At 44.1% G+C, this 15745-nt stretch carries 14 protein-coding genes; 2 read left to right on the plus strand and 12 right to left on the minus strand.

The features are described 5' to 3' along the window. Nucleotides 1-84: 84 nt before the first annotated feature. The 7 genes from hscA to IP510_RS00960 all read right to left on the minus strand — a co-directional run bounded on the left by hscA (nt 85) and on the right by IP510_RS00960 (nt 6842). Nucleotides 85-1965, minus strand: a complete 1881-nt coding sequence (gene hscA / locus IP510_RS00930) for a Fe-S protein assembly chaperone HscA (RefSeq protein ID WP_194362929.1) — start codon at nt 1963-1965, stop codon at nt 85-87. A gap of 131 nt (nt 1966-2096) precedes the next feature. Next, nucleotides 2097-2678, minus strand: a complete 582-nt coding sequence (gene hscB, locus IP510_RS00935; RefSeq protein ID WP_194362930.1) for a Fe-S protein assembly co-chaperone HscB — start codon at nt 2676-2678, stop codon at nt 2097-2099. 190 nt (nt 2679-2868) lie between these two features. After that, a complete protein-coding gene (iscA, locus tag IP510_RS00940; RefSeq protein WP_110922414.1) occupies nt 2869-3189 on the minus strand; it encodes an iron-sulfur cluster assembly protein IscA in 321 nt (106 codons plus the stop codon). Between the two features lie 225 nt (nt 3190-3414). Continuing rightward, the gene (gene iscU / locus IP510_RS00945; RefSeq protein ID WP_110922415.1) at nt 3415-3825 is read right to left on the minus strand and encodes a Fe-S cluster assembly scaffold IscU; all 411 of its coding nucleotides are present in this window, start codon (nt 3823-3825) and stop codon (nt 3415-3417) included. Between the two features lie 143 nt (nt 3826-3968). Beyond that, entirely contained in the window at nt 3969-5195 is a 1227-nt protein-coding gene (locus IP510_RS00950; RefSeq protein WP_194362931.1) for an IscS subfamily cysteine desulfurase, read from the minus strand. Continuing rightward, nucleotides 5192-5701 carry an Rrf2 family transcriptional regulator gene (locus IP510_RS00955; protein ID WP_194362932.1) on the minus strand — a complete coding sequence of 170 codons (510 nt, stop codon included), beginning with the start codon at nt 5699-5701 and terminating at the stop codon, nt 5192-5194. Before IP510_RS00955 ends, IP510_RS00950 begins: the two co-directional genes overlap by 4 nt. A gap of 496 nt (nt 5702-6197) precedes the next feature. Then, nucleotides 6198-6842 carry a hypothetical protein gene (locus tag IP510_RS00960; RefSeq protein WP_194362933.1) on the minus strand — a complete coding sequence of 215 codons (645 nt, stop codon included), beginning with the start codon at nt 6840-6842 and terminating at the stop codon, nt 6198-6200. A 583-nt stretch (nt 6843-7425) separates the two neighbouring features. Here IP510_RS00960 and IP510_RS00965 point away from each other — a divergent pair. Together IP510_RS00965 and IP510_RS00970 are read left to right on the plus strand one after the other, a co-directional pair. Next, complete coding sequence (locus IP510_RS00965; protein WP_320154166.1) at nt 7426-7737, plus strand: HU family DNA-binding protein; 312 nt, start codon at nt 7426-7428, stop codon at nt 7735-7737. 360 nt (nt 7738-8097) lie between these two features. Beyond that, on the plus strand, nt 8098-9972 hold the full coding sequence (locus tag IP510_RS00970) for a SurA N-terminal domain-containing protein (RefSeq protein WP_194362934.1): 1875 nt from the start codon (nt 8098-8100) through the stop codon (nt 9970-9972). A 190-nt stretch (nt 9973-10162) separates the two neighbouring features. On the opposite strand, the gene purH is transcribed toward IP510_RS00970, so the two are convergent. The 5 genes from purH to IP510_RS00995 all read right to left on the minus strand — a co-directional run bounded on the left by purH (nt 10163) and on the right by IP510_RS00995 (nt 15709). Continuing rightward, on the minus strand, nt 10163-11743 hold the full coding sequence (purH, locus tag IP510_RS00975) for a bifunctional phosphoribosylaminoimidazolecarboxamide formyltransferase/IMP cyclohydrolase (protein WP_194362935.1): 1581 nt from the start codon (nt 11741-11743) through the stop codon (nt 10163-10165). Between the two features lie 152 nt (nt 11744-11895). Beyond that, the gene (fis, locus tag IP510_RS13800; protein ID WP_194362936.1) at nt 11896-12258 is read right to left on the minus strand and encodes a DNA-binding transcriptional regulator Fis; all 363 of its coding nucleotides are present in this window, start codon (nt 12256-12258) and stop codon (nt 11896-11898) included. A gap of 176 nt (nt 12259-12434) precedes the next feature. Continuing rightward, nucleotides 12435-13664 carry a DUF3426 domain-containing protein gene (locus tag IP510_RS00985; protein WP_194362937.1) on the minus strand — a complete coding sequence of 410 codons (1230 nt, stop codon included), beginning with the start codon at nt 13662-13664 and terminating at the stop codon, nt 12435-12437. A gap of 172 nt (nt 13665-13836) precedes the next feature. Next, nucleotides 13837-14763, minus strand: coding sequence for a 50S ribosomal protein L11 methyltransferase (prmA, locus tag IP510_RS00990; RefSeq protein WP_194362938.1), 927 nt, complete (start codon nt 14761-14763; stop codon nt 13837-13839). Between the two features lie 136 nt (nt 14764-14899). Then, nucleotides 14900-15709 (minus strand): tetratricopeptide repeat protein, encoded by an 810-nt coding sequence (locus tag IP510_RS00995; RefSeq protein ID WP_194362939.1) that lies wholly within the window; start codon nt 15707-15709, stop codon nt 14900-14902. Nucleotides 15710-15745: the final 36 nt, after the last annotated feature.

Here is a 15745-nt window from a genome sequence, read left to right on the forward strand (position 1 = left end):
AATTATCTGTCCAATGCTAATCAATTTAATATAAAAAAACGTCAACTTAGTACGATAACTAAGATGTCATTTGGAGCGTATTTGCTACCAATCTTGGGCGCTTGTGCCTGCCATGCTGGCTTTAACGCTTTGATTCATAATACGAGCCGCAAAGGCGTCGCTATGTGGTTTAAGCTGTGCCTGTTGAGCTTCGATCACGGTTAGGTCGTCAGTGCCAAGGGCAGTCGATAATGCTTGAATGTGCTCAGCCAAAGTACTTTGTTCTTCAGCAGACAATAATGTGGCAAATTCGTTCAATGCAGATTGTAGCGCCAGTACTTCACGCTCCGCTTCCACTTTGGTTTCGATCAGTGAGCGCGCGTTTTTGTCTTCTTCTGCGTATTTAAAGCCTGCTATTAACAGTTGCTCTTTTTGCTCATCTGATAGCCCATAAGAAGGCACAATCTCGATTTTGCTTTCTGTCTTGGTGGTCGTTTCCTGCGCACTAACTGTCAGCTGGCCGTTGGCATCAATACTGAAAGTGACTTCGATACGAGCAAACCCAGCCTTCATAGAAGGAATGCCATACAATTCAAAACGTCCAAGCGAGCGGCAGTTATCGACAGTTTCACGTTCACCCTGAACCACATGAATGACCATGCCTGTCTGACCGTCTTGATAAGTTGTAAACACCTGACGTTTTTTGACAGGGATAGGCGTGTTGCGCGGTATGAGCACTTCGACTAGGCCACCCATAGTCTCAAGACCAAGTGATAGTGGCGTCACATCCAATAAGAGCAAATTGTTGTTGCTATCACCATTGACCAATTGGTGCGCTGTCTGGGCCGCACCCAAGGCAACGACTTCATCTGGATTGAGGCGACAAAGCGGCTGCTTGGAAAAAAACTCAGTCACAACTTGCTGTATCGCAGGCATACGTGTCGAGCCACCAACCAAAATAACTTCATCCAAATCTGCAGCAGATAGCTTGGCATCACGCAGTACTTGTTCGCACACGCTTAAGGTGCGGCGACTGACTGGCTCGACGATCGTCATGATGTCTTCACGGCGTAATATACCTTGATAAGACTGGTCGTTAACGGTGATGTCGATATCGACTTGTTCGGCATCCGTCAATGCTTGCTTGTAAGCTTTGGCTTGTTGCGCCAGTATCGACTTATCGTGGCGACTGACGTCTTTTGGGTCAATATTAAGTTGTTTGATGAACCAATTGGTAATAAGACGATCGATATCATCGCCACCTAGGGCGCTATTGCCACCAGTTGCCAAGACTTCAAAGACTCCATCGTTCAATTTTAAGATAGAGACGTCAAACGTGCCACCACCCAAATCATAGATTAGATAATAGCTTTCTTTATCACTATGCTCGTGATGCTGGTCAAGTCCATAAGCGACTGCCGCTGCAGTAGGTTCGTTTAATAAACGAAGTACATTGATGCCCGCCGCTTGCGCTGCGTCTTTCGTTGCTTGGCGCTGCGCTTCATCAAAATAAGCCGGTACAGTAATGACTGCACCCTCGATACTGTCTTCAGGTAATGCACTCGCTGCACGTTGCTCAAGCGCCGCTAATATACGGGCAGACACCTCAACAGGAGAGACTTCACCTTGAGCAGTCACAAACGCTGGCATAGCATCTTCACTGCCAGACAACTCATAAGGATGTGAGAATTTGATATCAGCTTGGCTACGACCCATAAAACGTTTGGCCGAGACGATCGTATTTTTTGGATCATCCGCTAAGTGAGCCAATGCATCATAACCGACTAAAGGATTACCAGTCGCTGGATAATAGACCACAGAAGGCAATAGGGTATCTGTTGCAGCACTGGCCTCTAAAACTTGCGCCTTACCCGAACGTACGACAGCGACCAACGAGCGCGTCGTGCCAAGGTCGATACCGAGACCAAATCGATGTTGGTGAGGTTGGGCGCTTTGATTGGGTTCGGCAATTTGCATTAAAGACATAAGACAACTCAGAGATAAAGTAAATAAGAGAAACGGAGCAAATACAGTATGGGTACTATGACAGCGTCAAGACGGTATTTTCACTCCAAATATAGGAGGATTTGCCAGTCAAGGGTGTTGGCAATCAAAGATTACATATACAAATCATCGTCATCTGATTGATCCGCTGTGGCAACATCATCGAGACCCGCTGTAACGTCAGCATTCAATTTGACCAAAAACTTTAGCTTTTGCGTCGCATCGATGGCTGTTTGCCAATCTTGAGTGATATAAGCGCTACTAAACCGCTCAGATTGTTTGGCTAGTCGTTCTGTGATTTGAGGATGTAACTGTTGCAAGGCTGACAGATTTTTTCCTTCAATGGCGTCATCTAAATCCATTCGCATTTCCATCGCATCTTCTAAAAAATCTAAATCAGCGATAGAGTGCTCTATGTTTTGCGCTTGGTTCGCCATATCTAATAGGTAACCTGCACGGCTATCAGGCGCACTCAACGTCTGGTATGCTTGATTAATGAGTGCGGAGGTTTGCTCTGACTGCTGCTTTGCTTGTGCGGTATCGGCTTGGTTTTTTGCGACGTTGTCAGGATGATAGAGTTTTTGCAATAGACGTAGATGCTGATCGAGACTGTCTTGATTGATTTCAAATTGTACAGGCTGCTCAAATAAGGCAAAAAAGTTATCGAACTGCGTTTTTGAAAGAGTGTCTGTCATATCTTACGCCTTGCTTTTTTATTGATTTTTAAAATGCTGATCTGGTTCAGGATTTATCTACCACCTTATCCGATGGCCAGACATATCATGATTACGATGGTTCTGATCATGAAGCATCGCCGTTCGAGTATTCACAGTTAGTAACGATGGTTTTTAATTATACAATTAAATGCATAGATTCAGTGAATCATTAAACGGTAAAGGACTCACCACAACCACATTCGCCTTTCTGGTTAGGGTTACTGAACTTAAAGCCTTCGTTGAGACCTTCTTTTTCATAATCCATCAACAAACCATCTAAATATACCAAGCTTTTAGGATCGATAAAGATGCTAACGTCTCGGCTTTCATAACGTGTGTCGTTTTCGTCAGGTGTATCTACAAACTCTAAAACATAAGCTAGACCTGAGCAACCCGCTGTGCGGATACCGACTCGAATGCCTTCGCCTTTGCCGCGATTGTCCAAAAAGTCTCGAACATGCTGAGCGGCGCGTTCTGTCATTTCAATCATGCCAACTCCCATTGACTATTAATTATAAGTATCAATAAAAAAATCTGTATAGACTGGCAACTGAAATTACGAGATTGCCAAGATAATATGCTAGCGGCTCTTAGAAAATAAAAGGTGACAATTACATAAGTGTCATTGTCACCTTTTTAGCATCAGTAGCTGTTTAACGTGTTGCTACTATAGCGCTGCTAAGACCACACAGTGCATAGGCTAGTAGGTTTAGCCTTAGATAACAGCTTCTTCAGTTGCTGCTGCTACGCCATGCTTACCTTTATAGTCGCTAATAGCGGCTTTAATAGCATCTTCTGCAAGTACAGAGCAATGCACTTTTACTGGTGGCAATGCCAATTCTTCAGCAATGTGACTGTTCTTGATTTCGCCAGCTTGGTCTAGACTCTTGCCTTTTAGCCACTCAGTAACGAGTGAGCTTGAAGCAATTGCTGAACCACAGCCATACGTTTTAAAACGTGCATCTTCGATGATACCGTTATCATCAACTTGGATCTGTAGACGCATCACATCGCCACATGCTGGGGCACCGACCATACCGGTACCGACATTTTTGGCATTCTTATCAAGATTGCCAACGTTGCGTGGGTTTTCGTAATGATCAATAACTTGGTCGCTATAGGCCATGGGGTTTTCTCCTGGTTAGATGATGAGTAGTCCTTTATTAACTTTAAGTGTCTAACTACTCATCGATAATTGGGGTCAAACGTTAGTTTACATTGTCTGATTAATGTCTTGTTCGACAGGGTTTGTACCCTGTCTTCTTAATATTAGTGCTCAGCCCATTCAACTGAATCTAAATCAACACCTTCTTGATACATATCCCAAAGTGGCGATAGGGCACGTAATTTATCAACTGCCTCATGCATCTGCTTGATAACGGTGTCGATATCTGCTTCAGTCGTATAACGACCAAAGCTAAAACGGATTGAGCTGTGTGCTAGCTCATCTGGACGGCCAATAGCACGTAATACATATGATGGTTCAAGCGTCGCTGACGTACAGGCTGAGCCTGATGAGACAGCTAAGTCTTTTAGTGACATCATGAGTGATTCACCTTCAACGAAGTTAAAGCTTATGTTCACAATGTTAGGAACGCTATGCTCTAAGTCGCCGTTTAGGTAAATCTCTTCAATATCTTGTAGACCATCCCACAGCTTTTGACGTAGTTTTGCTGCATGGGCATTATCTTCTTTATAGCTGTCATTGGCTAGAGCAAATGCAGCACCAAGGCCGACGATTTGATGCGTTGGCAAAGTTCCTGAACGCATGCCACGCTCATGACCACCGCCATGTTGCTCAGCTTTTAGACGAATACGTGGCTTGCGGCTAACAAACAAAGCACCGATACCTTTAGGACCGTAGGCTTTGTGACCTGAGAAGCTCATCAAGTCGATTTTCATCTCTGCAAGGTCGATCAATACTTTGCCTACTGATTGCGCGCCATCCACATGGAAGACCACACCAGCTTCGCGAGTGATTTCACCAATCGCAGTAACATCGGTAAGCGTACCAAGCTCATTGTTCACCATCATGAGTGATACTAAGATAGTATCTTCACGTAGGGCTTCTTTAACTTGCTCTGGCAAAATAAGACCGGTGCTTGGTTGCGGCTCAAGATAAGTAATTTCAAAACCTTCTTGCTCAAGCTCACGGCAAGTATCTAATACTGCTTTGTGTTCAATCTTACTGGTGATGATGTGCTTACCGCGAGACTGATAAAAATGGGCGGCACCTTTAATAGCAAGGTTATCAGATTCGGTTGCACCAGAGGTAAAGACGATTTCGCGTGGATCAGCATTGATCACTTCCGCCACTTGGGCACGAGCAGTTTCTACTGCTTCTTCTGCTTGCCAGCCGTAACCGTGTGAGCGCGAGGCTGGGTTGCCAAAGACGCCATCTACCGTCAGATACTCGCTCATTTTAGCAGCTACTGATTTAGCTACTGGAGTAGTGGCGGCATAATCTAAGTATATAAGGTTGTTATGTTGGCTCATGCTGGGTTTGCCTCGCTGTTCGATAGAGTAATAGTGTTAATGTCTTTTATGGAGAAATCTTTTGTAGAGTTGTGCTGACGTTCTGAAACTGACTGCACGTTTTCCATATCTAATAATTGCGCTAATGTGATATTTTTCAAGTACTGTTCAATATGATTTGATAGTGCACACCATAGATCATGGGTTAGACACATGGTACCACCTTGGCAGTCACCGCGTCCTTCACACTGCATTGCATTGACGGATTCATCAACGGCAGATATGATGCTCATCACATCAATCTCATTCAATGGTTTGGCTAAATGATAACCGCCAGCTGCGCCGCGAATACTGGTGACAAGGCCACGCTTGCGAAGTTTTGAGAACAGCTGCTCAAGGTATGAGATGGAGATTGATTGCCGCTTGGCGATATCAGATAAAGATACTGCGCTTTCTTGTTGGCTAGTCTGTAACGCTAAGTCTAGCAATGCAGTAACGGCGTATCTGCCCCGAGTAGTCAAACGCATGTGTTATCTCCAAACTTTTATGTCATTTTGTTTAACAACGATTTATTCAACAGTAACTTTAACCAAAAATGCTATTAAAATACTAATAAGCGACATGCTGGTTAAGTCATGTTTTATCGCTAGTAAACAGCAGATGATGAACTCGATGTGTGTAACGATTAAGTCAATTATACTTAATCCCGAGTAATTTAGTCAAGATTAAAGTGTGGATGAATGGTTAATCCAGCTTATCGCGATGATTGATAAAAACAATGGTATTTAGAGGCGGTCATAGAACCGTTTAGTGGTGGTGATTATAGAGATTGTGCTTAGAGCTTTTGAATGTGTTAAAAAGCAGAAGATTGTAAGTTTGTCTGCGTACTATGTTGAATAGACTAATTATTGAGTTGATTAAGTATTGAGGTGGTAAAGAAGCAAAAAGCGGCTGATATCCTGTAATAGATATCAGCCGCTTTTTTATCAAGCTATTGTTTTAAACTACGATGTACCATTGAAATCAATTCATCACCAGTGCGATGAGGGCACCAACCATAACGACTAAAGCGGCTATGGTAACAATCATTAATGTTTTTTGCTTACTTTGTAGTTCCTTTACCGTGGTTTCAAGTTCACGATTTTTGATGGTCAAAGTGTTGATTTGGGTTTGCTGCTCTTTGATGCGTACTTTATAGTGTTCTTTCTTTTCTGCCATTTCAGCATCAGTCGGCTTGGGCTTTGATTTGCCACCTTTTATCTTTTTGATGATACCTTGAATCAGACTGCCAAGACCCAGCTGCATAATGAACTGCTTAACCAATTGTACTTGAACCGTTTCACCGCGCATTTGTAGTTTTTCGGTCGTTTCGCTGTCATGAGTGGTGATGGCATTGATGACTTGAAGACTATAGGCATTGATGACCACGTCCGGCTCACTACGGCCAATAGGCAACTGTGCATCGAGCAATACGCCTTTGGTACTAAACGTCGCAAATACCTCTACATGAGGTAGATATAAGCGAAGTGCGACCACGGTGCCTTGCTTGGCAAGTGGATAAGCGGCCTTACGCAATTCAGGGTCCAAACGTAACAGTAGTGTCAGCGCTGACTCGATAAACACTAAAATGATATTAAGAAAAGAGTGAGACAACGTAGAACGCTTCATGTAAATAATCCGTTTTTTATTTAGCAAATTGAGTGTATCAAAGCCATGTGGGATGGCACTTATGCAAAATTTGCAGTGATATTTTGCTTATAGTAACGTCTTTATAATAAAAAGTAACGCTAGTTTCTGTCAGCAGCTACATTATTACAGTACAATTTAGTCCTCAATAAAGACACTGCTATTTGTGACTCGCAATATAAAATATAGACAAATAAGCGTTTCAAAAGCCAAAATTTAATTACACTAAAACTGCTTAGATTGAACTGCGTCATTCAAACAATAATAATGTTGGCTATTTGGGCTACAATCGTAGGCTATATGCGCCAGATTTGCGTTTCACGCCATAATGGTGAGCCTATTGTAAAATAGCTTGGGCGTGAAGATTGCAAGATTGTACGGGCGTTGCAGATGTTTTGCGTAACATTAGGTGTCAAATACGTAGTACATGGCACAAAAATATGTAAAATCGCTTGCACTCCTTATGCTGCCTTGATATAAAGACGATAACAATGCGAGACCTGTTGATACGCCAGTGCAGTATTTTTTATTGCGTAAGTACCGCGTGAGCGTTACAATATTTGGCGTGAGCGTTTATTACCCCCTTAAACTTGAAGGAAATTTTATGAATAAGTCAGAATTAATTGATAGCATCGCAGACAAAAGTGGTCTAAATAAGACTCAAGCTGGTGAAGCTCTGAATGCTGTTATGGAAAGTGTTGGCGAAGCGCTAGAAGCTGGCGATAGCATCTCATTAGTTGGCTTTGGTACTTTTAGCGTAAAAGATCGCAAAGCACGTACTGGCCGTAACCCTAAGACTGGTGAAGAACTAAGCATCCCAGCAAGCAAAGTACCAAGCTTTAAAGCGGGTAAAAACCTAAAAGAGCGTTTGAACTAAGCCTTTTTTAGTCGTAATATGATTTAAGGCTGCTTTGGCTGTTGTTTTAAGCCAAGCGCCAAGAGAGCACCTAACTATTAGGTGCTTTTTTTGTCGCTATAGTTTGTATCATATGATGTGAATATTTTGAGTCTGCATCAAAAATCACGTATCATAGGGCGCGCGATAGATGCGTTGTTTGGGCAAGGTTTTTTGATCGAGCCTTTTTATCAAGTCCTGTGTCGTCTTATATAACGCACACGTCTTTACTCTTACCATTGCCAGCTTAGACAGCACTGATATTAATGGGCCGTATTGAACATGCCCAAACAGTATTACAATGGTTTTTCATCAATATAGGTTAATAAAGCAGAGATAACTATGGATAAATTGCGCGATTTCTTAAAAAGCTGGCCAGGTCGCATTTTATTGATTTTATGCCTATCGCCACTTGCCTTATTGGGTGTCGAAAGTTATTTTGGTGGTGGCGTTGACCCCAACCAGATCGCTCAAGTAGGTGATGCAAGCGTAGGACTGTCCGAGTATCAGACTGCCGTAAATAATCGTCGCACTGAAGTATTGGAGCAGGTTGAGGATGCCAGTCTACTGAACGAAGATGTATTGCACGAGCAAGTATTGAAAGGGTTGGTTGATCGGACTTTGCTCGAGCAGCAAGCAGGTAAGCTTGGTATGACAGTCTCTGATGACACGATCAATCGTCTGCTGCGTCAAGAAGAGATATTCCAAGATGCAGAAGGCAATTTTTCTAATGATCAATTTGCCAACTTTTTGCGTCAGCGCGGCATGAGCAAAGACCAGTTGTTTGCAGAGTTTCGCAATCAGTTGAGTCTCGATCAGCTAAATGCCAGTATTGTTGGCACGGCTGTATATCCAATGCAAGCAGTCAGTCAGCTGATTGATCTACAACTTGAGTCGCGCAACGTGTGGATACACCGTTTCAATTGGCAGGATTATCAAAGCCAAGTTAAGCTGAGCAAAAGTGATATTCAAGGGTACTATGATGCCAATAAAGACACACTCAAAAGTGCGGCAATGGTCGATCTGGCTTATATCCAACTCAGTCCGCAAACCATCAAAGTAGATGATATCACTGCTGAAGATTTACAGCAGCAGTATGAGGCCTACAAGCAAAGCATAGCGGCCACCGATGAGCGCAAAGTTAGCCAAATTTTATTGACGGGTACTGATGCTAAAGCCAGAGCCGATAAGGTAAAAGCGCGTCTAAACAAAGGCGAGGCCTTTGCTGCACTGGCCAAAGCTGAGTCAGATGATCCATCAGGAGACACAGGTGGCGATATCGGACGCTTCAACCCTTCAGTGTTTGGCAATGACGCAGATACGGTTCAAAAAGCGCTAGAAGGCTTGAGCGTTGGTGACGTTACTGCACCTATCAAAACCAGTTTTGGCTACCAGATATTTACCGTCACTGAAGACAATGGCAAAAAGACACCAAGTCTGGACAGCATGCGTGATGACTTAACGGCCAAAGCCAAAGAATATAAGCGTCAGGAAATCTATGCTGATAAAGTAACGTCGATTAATGATTTGGCAGCAGATGGTTTCAGTATCGAAGACATCGCTCAGCAAGAAGGTGTGACACTAAAACGTCTCAAAGATTATCGCAAAGAAAATAACAAGTCAGTACTGTCGCAACCAGCCGTGGTCAAACAAGCCTTTGATGAATTTACGATTCAAGATCAGGCAGTGACGTCAGGTATAGAAGTGGGTAATGGCAATGTATGGGTACAACCGACCAACTATCGTCCTACCAAGACACTGACGTTGGCAAATGCAACGCCAAGAATCACTCAAATATTGCGTCAACAAAAAGCATCTGCGCTGGCATTAAAAGAAGCCAAAGCAATTGCTGCTGGTATCAAAACGCCAGCTGATATTGCTAAGCAATCTGTCAGCTTTCAAGCATTGGGTGAGATTAATCGTCAAACCACCAGATTGACAAACAAAGAGCGTGGGTTGGCATTTAGCCAACAAGCGGCTACCAATGGCGTGTCAGCTATCGCTAGTGAAACCGAGATGGGCGTAACCCTACTGGTAGGTGATCGCATCAAAACGGAGCAACAGTCGCCACTCTCTGATATGCAACGTGCACAAACAGCGAGCATCATTCGTGATAACTTAGGTCAAGATCAGCTACAAGACTACTTAGACTATCTGCGTTTGGTGTATCCGGTTGAGATTAATGAATCTAACATGGCAAACGCACAAGGACGCTAAGTACTTATCATTTAAGCAGCCCTAAACGTTGAACATAAAAAAGCCACTGTCGCAATTGAGACAGTGGCTTTTTTAATGGGTGCTGCTTTTATCATAGACCGTTGTAAAAAATTATCACAAAGGCTAAACATGAATGACAGTCAAATATAGCGACTACCATTCATATCAATCTGCTAAGTCACATAACCATCTAATGACGGAAGTGGCGCATACCCGTGAATACCATCGCAATACCATGCTCATTAGCGGCTGCAATCGTCTCGTCATCACGCATAGAGCCGCCTGGCTGAATGATCGCAGAGATACCTACTTCGGCTGCGTTATCGATGCCATCACGGAAAGGGAAGAAGGCATCTGATGCCATTACCGCACCTTCAGTGGCAAGTCCTGCATGTTCAGCTTTGATAGCCGCAATACGTGCTGAATTGACACGGCTCATTTGACCTGCGCCAACCCCAATAGTGCGCTGACCTTTGGCATAAACGATGGCGTTTGATTTGACGTATTTTGCCACGTTCCAGCTAAACAATAGATCGGCGATTTGCGCCTCAGTAGGTTGTACGTCAGTCACGACGGTAAGATCGGCTGCGGTCATCAGACCAAGATCTTGCTCTTGCACAAGCAGGCCACCGTTGACACGTTTATAGTCAAGTTGGATATCACGTTGATCTGGCGCTGGCAATTCACCGCACACCAACACGCGTACGTTTTTCTTAGATGCCGTTGCCTCAAGTACACCGTCTTCGATACTAGGAGCGATGATCACCTCGACAAACTGATTGTCGATAATGGCTTTTGCAGCGTCTAGTGTCAATGGACGGTTGAATGCAATGATACCGCCAAAAGAAGATTCAGGATCTGTGCTAAACGCCGTACGATAAGCCGCGACTTGGTCGTTATCCACTGCCACACCGCAAGGGTTGGCATGTTTGACGATGACGCAAGCGGGCGTACTAAAGGCTTTTACGCACTCAAGAGCGGCGTCGGTATCAGCGATATTATTATAAGATAAGGCCTTACCTTGTAATTGCTTGGCTGTAGCAATAGAAGCTTGCTGGCTCTTTGATGACTGGTTTTCAGTATAAAAAGCGGCGTTTTGGTGTGGGTTTTCGCCATAGCGTAGGTCTTGTGCTTTCACCATTTGCACGTTGAATGTGCGAGGGAAGTTCTCAGGCGTTTGTGTCTCATTGACACGGCTGCCCAAGAAATTTGCAATCATGCCGTCATACTGTGCGGTATGTTCAAAGGCTTTAACGGCTAAGTCATAGCGTAGAGTAGTCGTCAATTCAGTGCCACCATTTAAGGCTTCAAGGACGCGATTATAATCTGCTGGATCGGTCACGATACCTACGTGAGCGTGGTTCTTTGCGGCTGAGCGTACCATGGTTGGGCCACCAATATCGATATTTTCGATGGCATCGTTCATGGTGACATCAGCGCGTGCAATGGTCTCAGCAAACGGATATAAATTCACGACAACTAAGTCAATGCGCTCAATGGCATGCTCGCTCATCACAGCATCATCAGTACCGCGGCGACCCAAAATGCCACCATGGATTTTAGGATGCAGTGTTTTGACACGGCCATCCATCATTTCAGGAAAGCCTGTATAGTCTGATACTTCTGTCACAGCGACGTTGTTTTTTGTGAGCAATCGATAAGTACCGCCAGTAGAGAGCAAGCCGAAACCTGCTTTAATAAGGCCTTGAGCAAATTCAATGATATCGGATTTATCAGAGACTGATAATAGGGCAAGTGGGGTTGTACTCATAAAAAATCTTCCATAAAAAAAGCCTGACGTAAACGTCTGGCAAGGTGATGATGACAATAACGGTAGACTGCATCACGACAAATGACGCCGTGAACAGCGAATGGCCAAGCATGATGATTGGCAGTGATAATGGCTGAGCTCATATAGCAGGGTTACATCAAATGGTAGGTTTTGAGTTTTTTACGTAATGTGCCGCGATTAAGACCTAAAATTTGCGCACATTTTGTTTGGTTGCCACGTGTTTTTTCTAGCACAACCGATAATAGAGGCTCTTCGACCTGTTTTAAGATAAGCTCATATAGGTCGGTCGGTATCTCATCGCCTAGCATCGCAAAGTACTGACGGACAACGCGCTCGACATGGACACGTAGCGGCTGCTGCATGTGACCGGTGTGGCTATCTAGAGATAACTCAAAATCATGAGTAGGGGAGTGGTAATCTTCTTTATTATAATCGGCAAGGTGCTCAGAGCTTTTAGCAAAATGATTGGCATTATGCTGTGCGTGAGGTGCCATAAGATACTATCCTTAAGATGAAAAAAGAGTCAAACTATTAAAGGTCAGAATAACAGTATATCAAATTAATATCGTCTAGCGCTGACAGATTACTCGCAATCTAAATAGAACAATTGCTCAAACTGACATCGATTATAAGTAGCCTACAGAATCAAAGCTATTCTATGAAGTACCACTTAATAAAGTGGCGTCATAGTCACCTGACGAATTTGGGTATTGGCAATGGGTACTGTAAATAGCAATCGGCGTTGATCAGCAGCAGGCAGTTGGCTTTGTTTGCCCAATAGGTAGTCACTAGGCGCTGCGATAAACACGCCAATGAGAGCGTTATCACCATAGACGCTGACTTTTACATTCGGATACAGTTGCGCCTGAGCGCTTTGGTTATTCAAAGTTGCGCCGATGTCACTAAAGGCGCCCGTTGTTTTTATTTGACTGGATCGATGAGTGGTATTGCTGACTGTGAGTGCTGATAGATCTGCACTTGGTAACCGGCAAGCAGCGATAGAGCATATTGCTTGCAAGCGCTGAGCATGGTTGGGGTTTTTAATTAACGTGTCTAAATTGAACATGACATACTGCGCTGCAAGCAGCAGTGCCAACACCAAGCAGCCAAGCACCCATAAAATAGATGCAATGGAATGTGTCGTTGGTGTTGAAGCAAAATGTGACTGCGATTTTTTCAAACGTTCTTCAAGTGAGCTCTCATCTGTTCTGATCGGCACACCCATATCTAACAAAATTTGCGATAAATCGGTATCATCAGCGGGCATCTCTTCGCGTTTACTTTGCTCTTCGAGAAGTTTTTCTAACCATGAATGATCTGAGGTACTATCGACATTGGCATGAATACTATTGGCCTCGGAGGAGCTGATAGATTTTTTTGAAGGTGGTGAGGATGCTGCTGACGTCTTGGGTAATGAGGAAGGTGCAGCTACACTAATATTCTGGTTAGTGTGCTTGGATATTGTAGGCTTATCCGTAACTGCGGCTATAGGTTCGCTATGGCTCACTTTTGTCAACCAAGCGTCCATGCCGTCTAAGGACTCGTCGATGTCCATATCATCATGGATTAAACCGTCAGGAATTGAAGATTTGGATGCTTGCTGTTTAGTCACTGACGGTTTAGCATCGTTTGATAGGTTTTGACTCTGCTGCTGACTCTTAGGCGATTGTACCGCTTGCTTATTTATAGTTTGTTTATTGTTCGATGCGGTTGGCGCTATCTTTACTTTAGGAGGTGAGGTGCTAGCCACATCATGACTAACCACCAAATGCTTATTAACCAAAAAACTTTGGTGACATTGATCACAGCTGACCGTGGCATTGACTGTATTGAGCTGAGTTTGTTGGACTTTAGAGTAAGCTTGACAATGAGGGCACTGAGTTTTTATTGGCGTGGTCATAAGCGCGAATCCAAAAAAGTATGGTTATCAATACCGCATAGCCACTCACCAATAGCTCCCTATAATACAAATCGTACTTTTTGATTTCGATGTCATCATGGGCGACGATAGAGTGGCGTCAAATACATAACATTTGACTGCCACCTATCGTAACAGATGTAATGAAATGTTGCTAGCTAGTAAATGTACCAGACAAACGCTGCCAGTGTTGGTCTTCTTGCGCAGTAAAAGCATGCTTTGGATCGAGTGCAAAATAGGGCTGATATGCCTCAGTGACTTGTTCAGTTTGTGATTCGATTAATCCTGCTAATACGATGCGACCCTTTGGCGCGATTAGCGTAGAAAAATACGGTGCCAATCCGATGAGTGGTTTTGCCAAAATATTGGCGACAATAACCTCTACCGGTATGACCTCGTTTTGTGAGCAATAATCAGTGAACTCTTCTGGCAAAAATGCTTGCAGACGATTACCAACTTGGTTACGTACGGCGTTTTGATTGGTTGCAAGCACGGCTTGTGGGTCGATATCTACTGCATAGACGTGGCGTGCACCCAGCAATAAAGCGGCAATGCCTAAGACGCCTGAACCACAGCCATAGTCAATAACCACTTTATCTGCCAAGTCTTGCTCGGTTAGCCAGTCAAGACATAAGCGAGTCGTCGCATGATATCCGGTGCCAAATGCTAGGCCTGGATCCATGATGATATTGGTTGCCTCTGGATTGGGCGGTGTGAGCCATTCTGGCACAATCCATAAATCATTAGCACATTGAATAGGATGGTAGTTGCTCATCCATTCGCGCTCCCAGTCCTTATCATCAACGGCAGTTAGCCAAGTACGAGTCGCTTGCACTTGGGCGGCGATTTCGTGACTGAGTTGCTCAATAGCTTGTTGAGAGCCCGCATCGGTGGTTGCATCAAACAATCCTGTTAGTATGACCTCATCCCATAGCGGTGACTCACCTGGTAGTGGTTCAAACAAGGGCTGATCGCCTGCATCGTCCAAGGCAATTGATAATGCACCTGCTTCTAGTAATAGCGCTTCAGCCAAGTCGACGTTTGATTTTTCACATTGTAAATGCAGTTGTTGCCATGCCATAAAAATAACCTTAAACGAAAATAAATGTATGTTTTGAATAAATCATGATGGCGTCGTATGTAACAAGCTAATGGATACTATTCTTGTGACCATCGCTCACACATAAACGCCTTAGTAAATTAGAAGCCAGTAAGCATTAACGCAGGGCTTTTTTTGCCTCACTGACCACTCGTGAATTGCCCTGAGCTTGTCCTGATTGCAATATGATTTGCCAGAGCGCTCGTCTGCGATTGGCATCCTGAGAGACACTAAGACCACGCCTAGCCATTGCTTCTGCTTTACGAGGTTGGTTTTTTTTCAATGCCACTTGTGCCAAATAAAAATACACCGCAGACGATTTCGGTGCCAAGCGCTGTGCACGCGTAAAGCTGTTCTCAGCATTGGTCAATTGACCTGATTTTAGCTGACTGACACCCAATTGCATCAAATTGCGAAACGCTGGCAAATTACTGTTGTTACTGGCCGCTTGTTGCGTTCTTTGCTGTGAGTTTCTGCGGGCGTGCTCTAGTAAATCGCTGTGTGACGGCACAGAGGACTCGGAGATTATATAGTCATTGCGAGAAGGTGCAACGACAATCTCCTCCGGTTGTGTGAATACAGGCGTAGGCGGCGTATAAACAGGCGTCTCTTGAGTCAGCGGATTCGATGGCTCAGATGATTCGGGTGGAATATAGGGCTCGACTGGGTATTCGTTCTCATCATCAGATCTGACCATTGGTGCTTGAGTCACGGTGGTTGTGGTCACTGGCGTCTGTGATGATACTGCTGGCTGAACAGGCATTGTTTTCATCGGCGCCGATGAACTGGGTACTGTCTGACACGCACTTAGGCTCAGCATGCCAATGAGCGCGCTACCTGCCAGTGCTGTATTGGCTGACATGAGTTTTTGCTGCCACCGAGTCATTGTCTGTTTCATTGAAACCTTGTGCTGTGAAGATGAGACCATGTTCAGACCCTTTTTAAACGTTAAAAGCTAAATATT

It is taken from the genome of Psychrobacter sp. NG254 (assembly GCF_015277735.1).
Lineage (GTDB): Bacteria > Pseudomonadota > Gammaproteobacteria > Pseudomonadales > Moraxellaceae > Psychrobacter.

What these genes read in the sequence shown, in the direction of transcription:
- IP510_RS00970 (WP_194362934.1), top strand. Translation starts at nt 8,098, where the DNA reads ATGGATAAATTGCGCGATTTCTTAAAAAGCTGGCCAGGTCGCATTTTA.
- IP510_RS00985 (WP_194362937.1), bottom strand. Translation starts at nt 13,664, where the DNA reads ATGACCACGCCAATAAAAACTCAGTGCCCTCATTGTCAAGCTTACTCT.
- purH (WP_194362935.1), bottom strand. Translation starts at nt 11,743, where the DNA reads ATGAGTACAACCCCACTTGCCCTATTATCAGTCTCTGATAAATCCGAT.
- IP510_RS00995 (WP_194362939.1), bottom strand. Translation starts at nt 15,709, where the DNA reads ATGGTCTCATCTTCACAGCACAAGGTTTCAATGAAACAGACAATGACT.
- fis (WP_194362936.1), bottom strand. Translation starts at nt 12,258, where the DNA reads ATGGCACCTCACGCACAGCATAATGCCAATCATTTTGCTAAAAGCTCT.
- IP510_RS00955 (WP_194362932.1), bottom strand. Translation starts at nt 5,701, where the DNA reads ATGCGTTTGACTACTCGGGGCAGATACGCCGTTACTGCATTGCTAGAC.
- iscU (WP_110922415.1), bottom strand. Translation starts at nt 3,825, where the DNA reads ATGGCCTATAGCGACCAAGTTATTGATCATTACGAAAACCCACGCAAC.
- prmA (WP_194362938.1), bottom strand. Translation starts at nt 14,763, where the DNA reads ATGGCATGGCAACAACTGCATTTACAATGTGAAAAATCAAACGTCGAC.
- hscB (WP_194362930.1), bottom strand. Translation starts at nt 2,678, where the DNA reads ATGACAGACACTCTTTCAAAAACGCAGTTCGATAACTTTTTTGCCTTA.
- IP510_RS00960 (WP_194362933.1), bottom strand. Translation starts at nt 6,842, where the DNA reads ATGAAGCGTTCTACGTTGTCTCACTCTTTTCTTAATATCATTTTAGTG.
- IP510_RS00950 (WP_194362931.1), bottom strand. Translation starts at nt 5,195, where the DNA reads ATGAGCCAACATAACAACCTTATATACTTAGATTATGCCGCCACTACT.
- hscA (WP_194362929.1), bottom strand. Translation starts at nt 1,965, where the DNA reads ATGTCTTTAATGCAAATTGCCGAACCCAATCAAAGCGCCCAACCTCAC.
- iscA (WP_110922414.1), bottom strand. Translation starts at nt 3,189, where the DNA reads ATGATTGAAATGACAGAACGCGCCGCTCAGCATGTTCGAGACTTTTTG.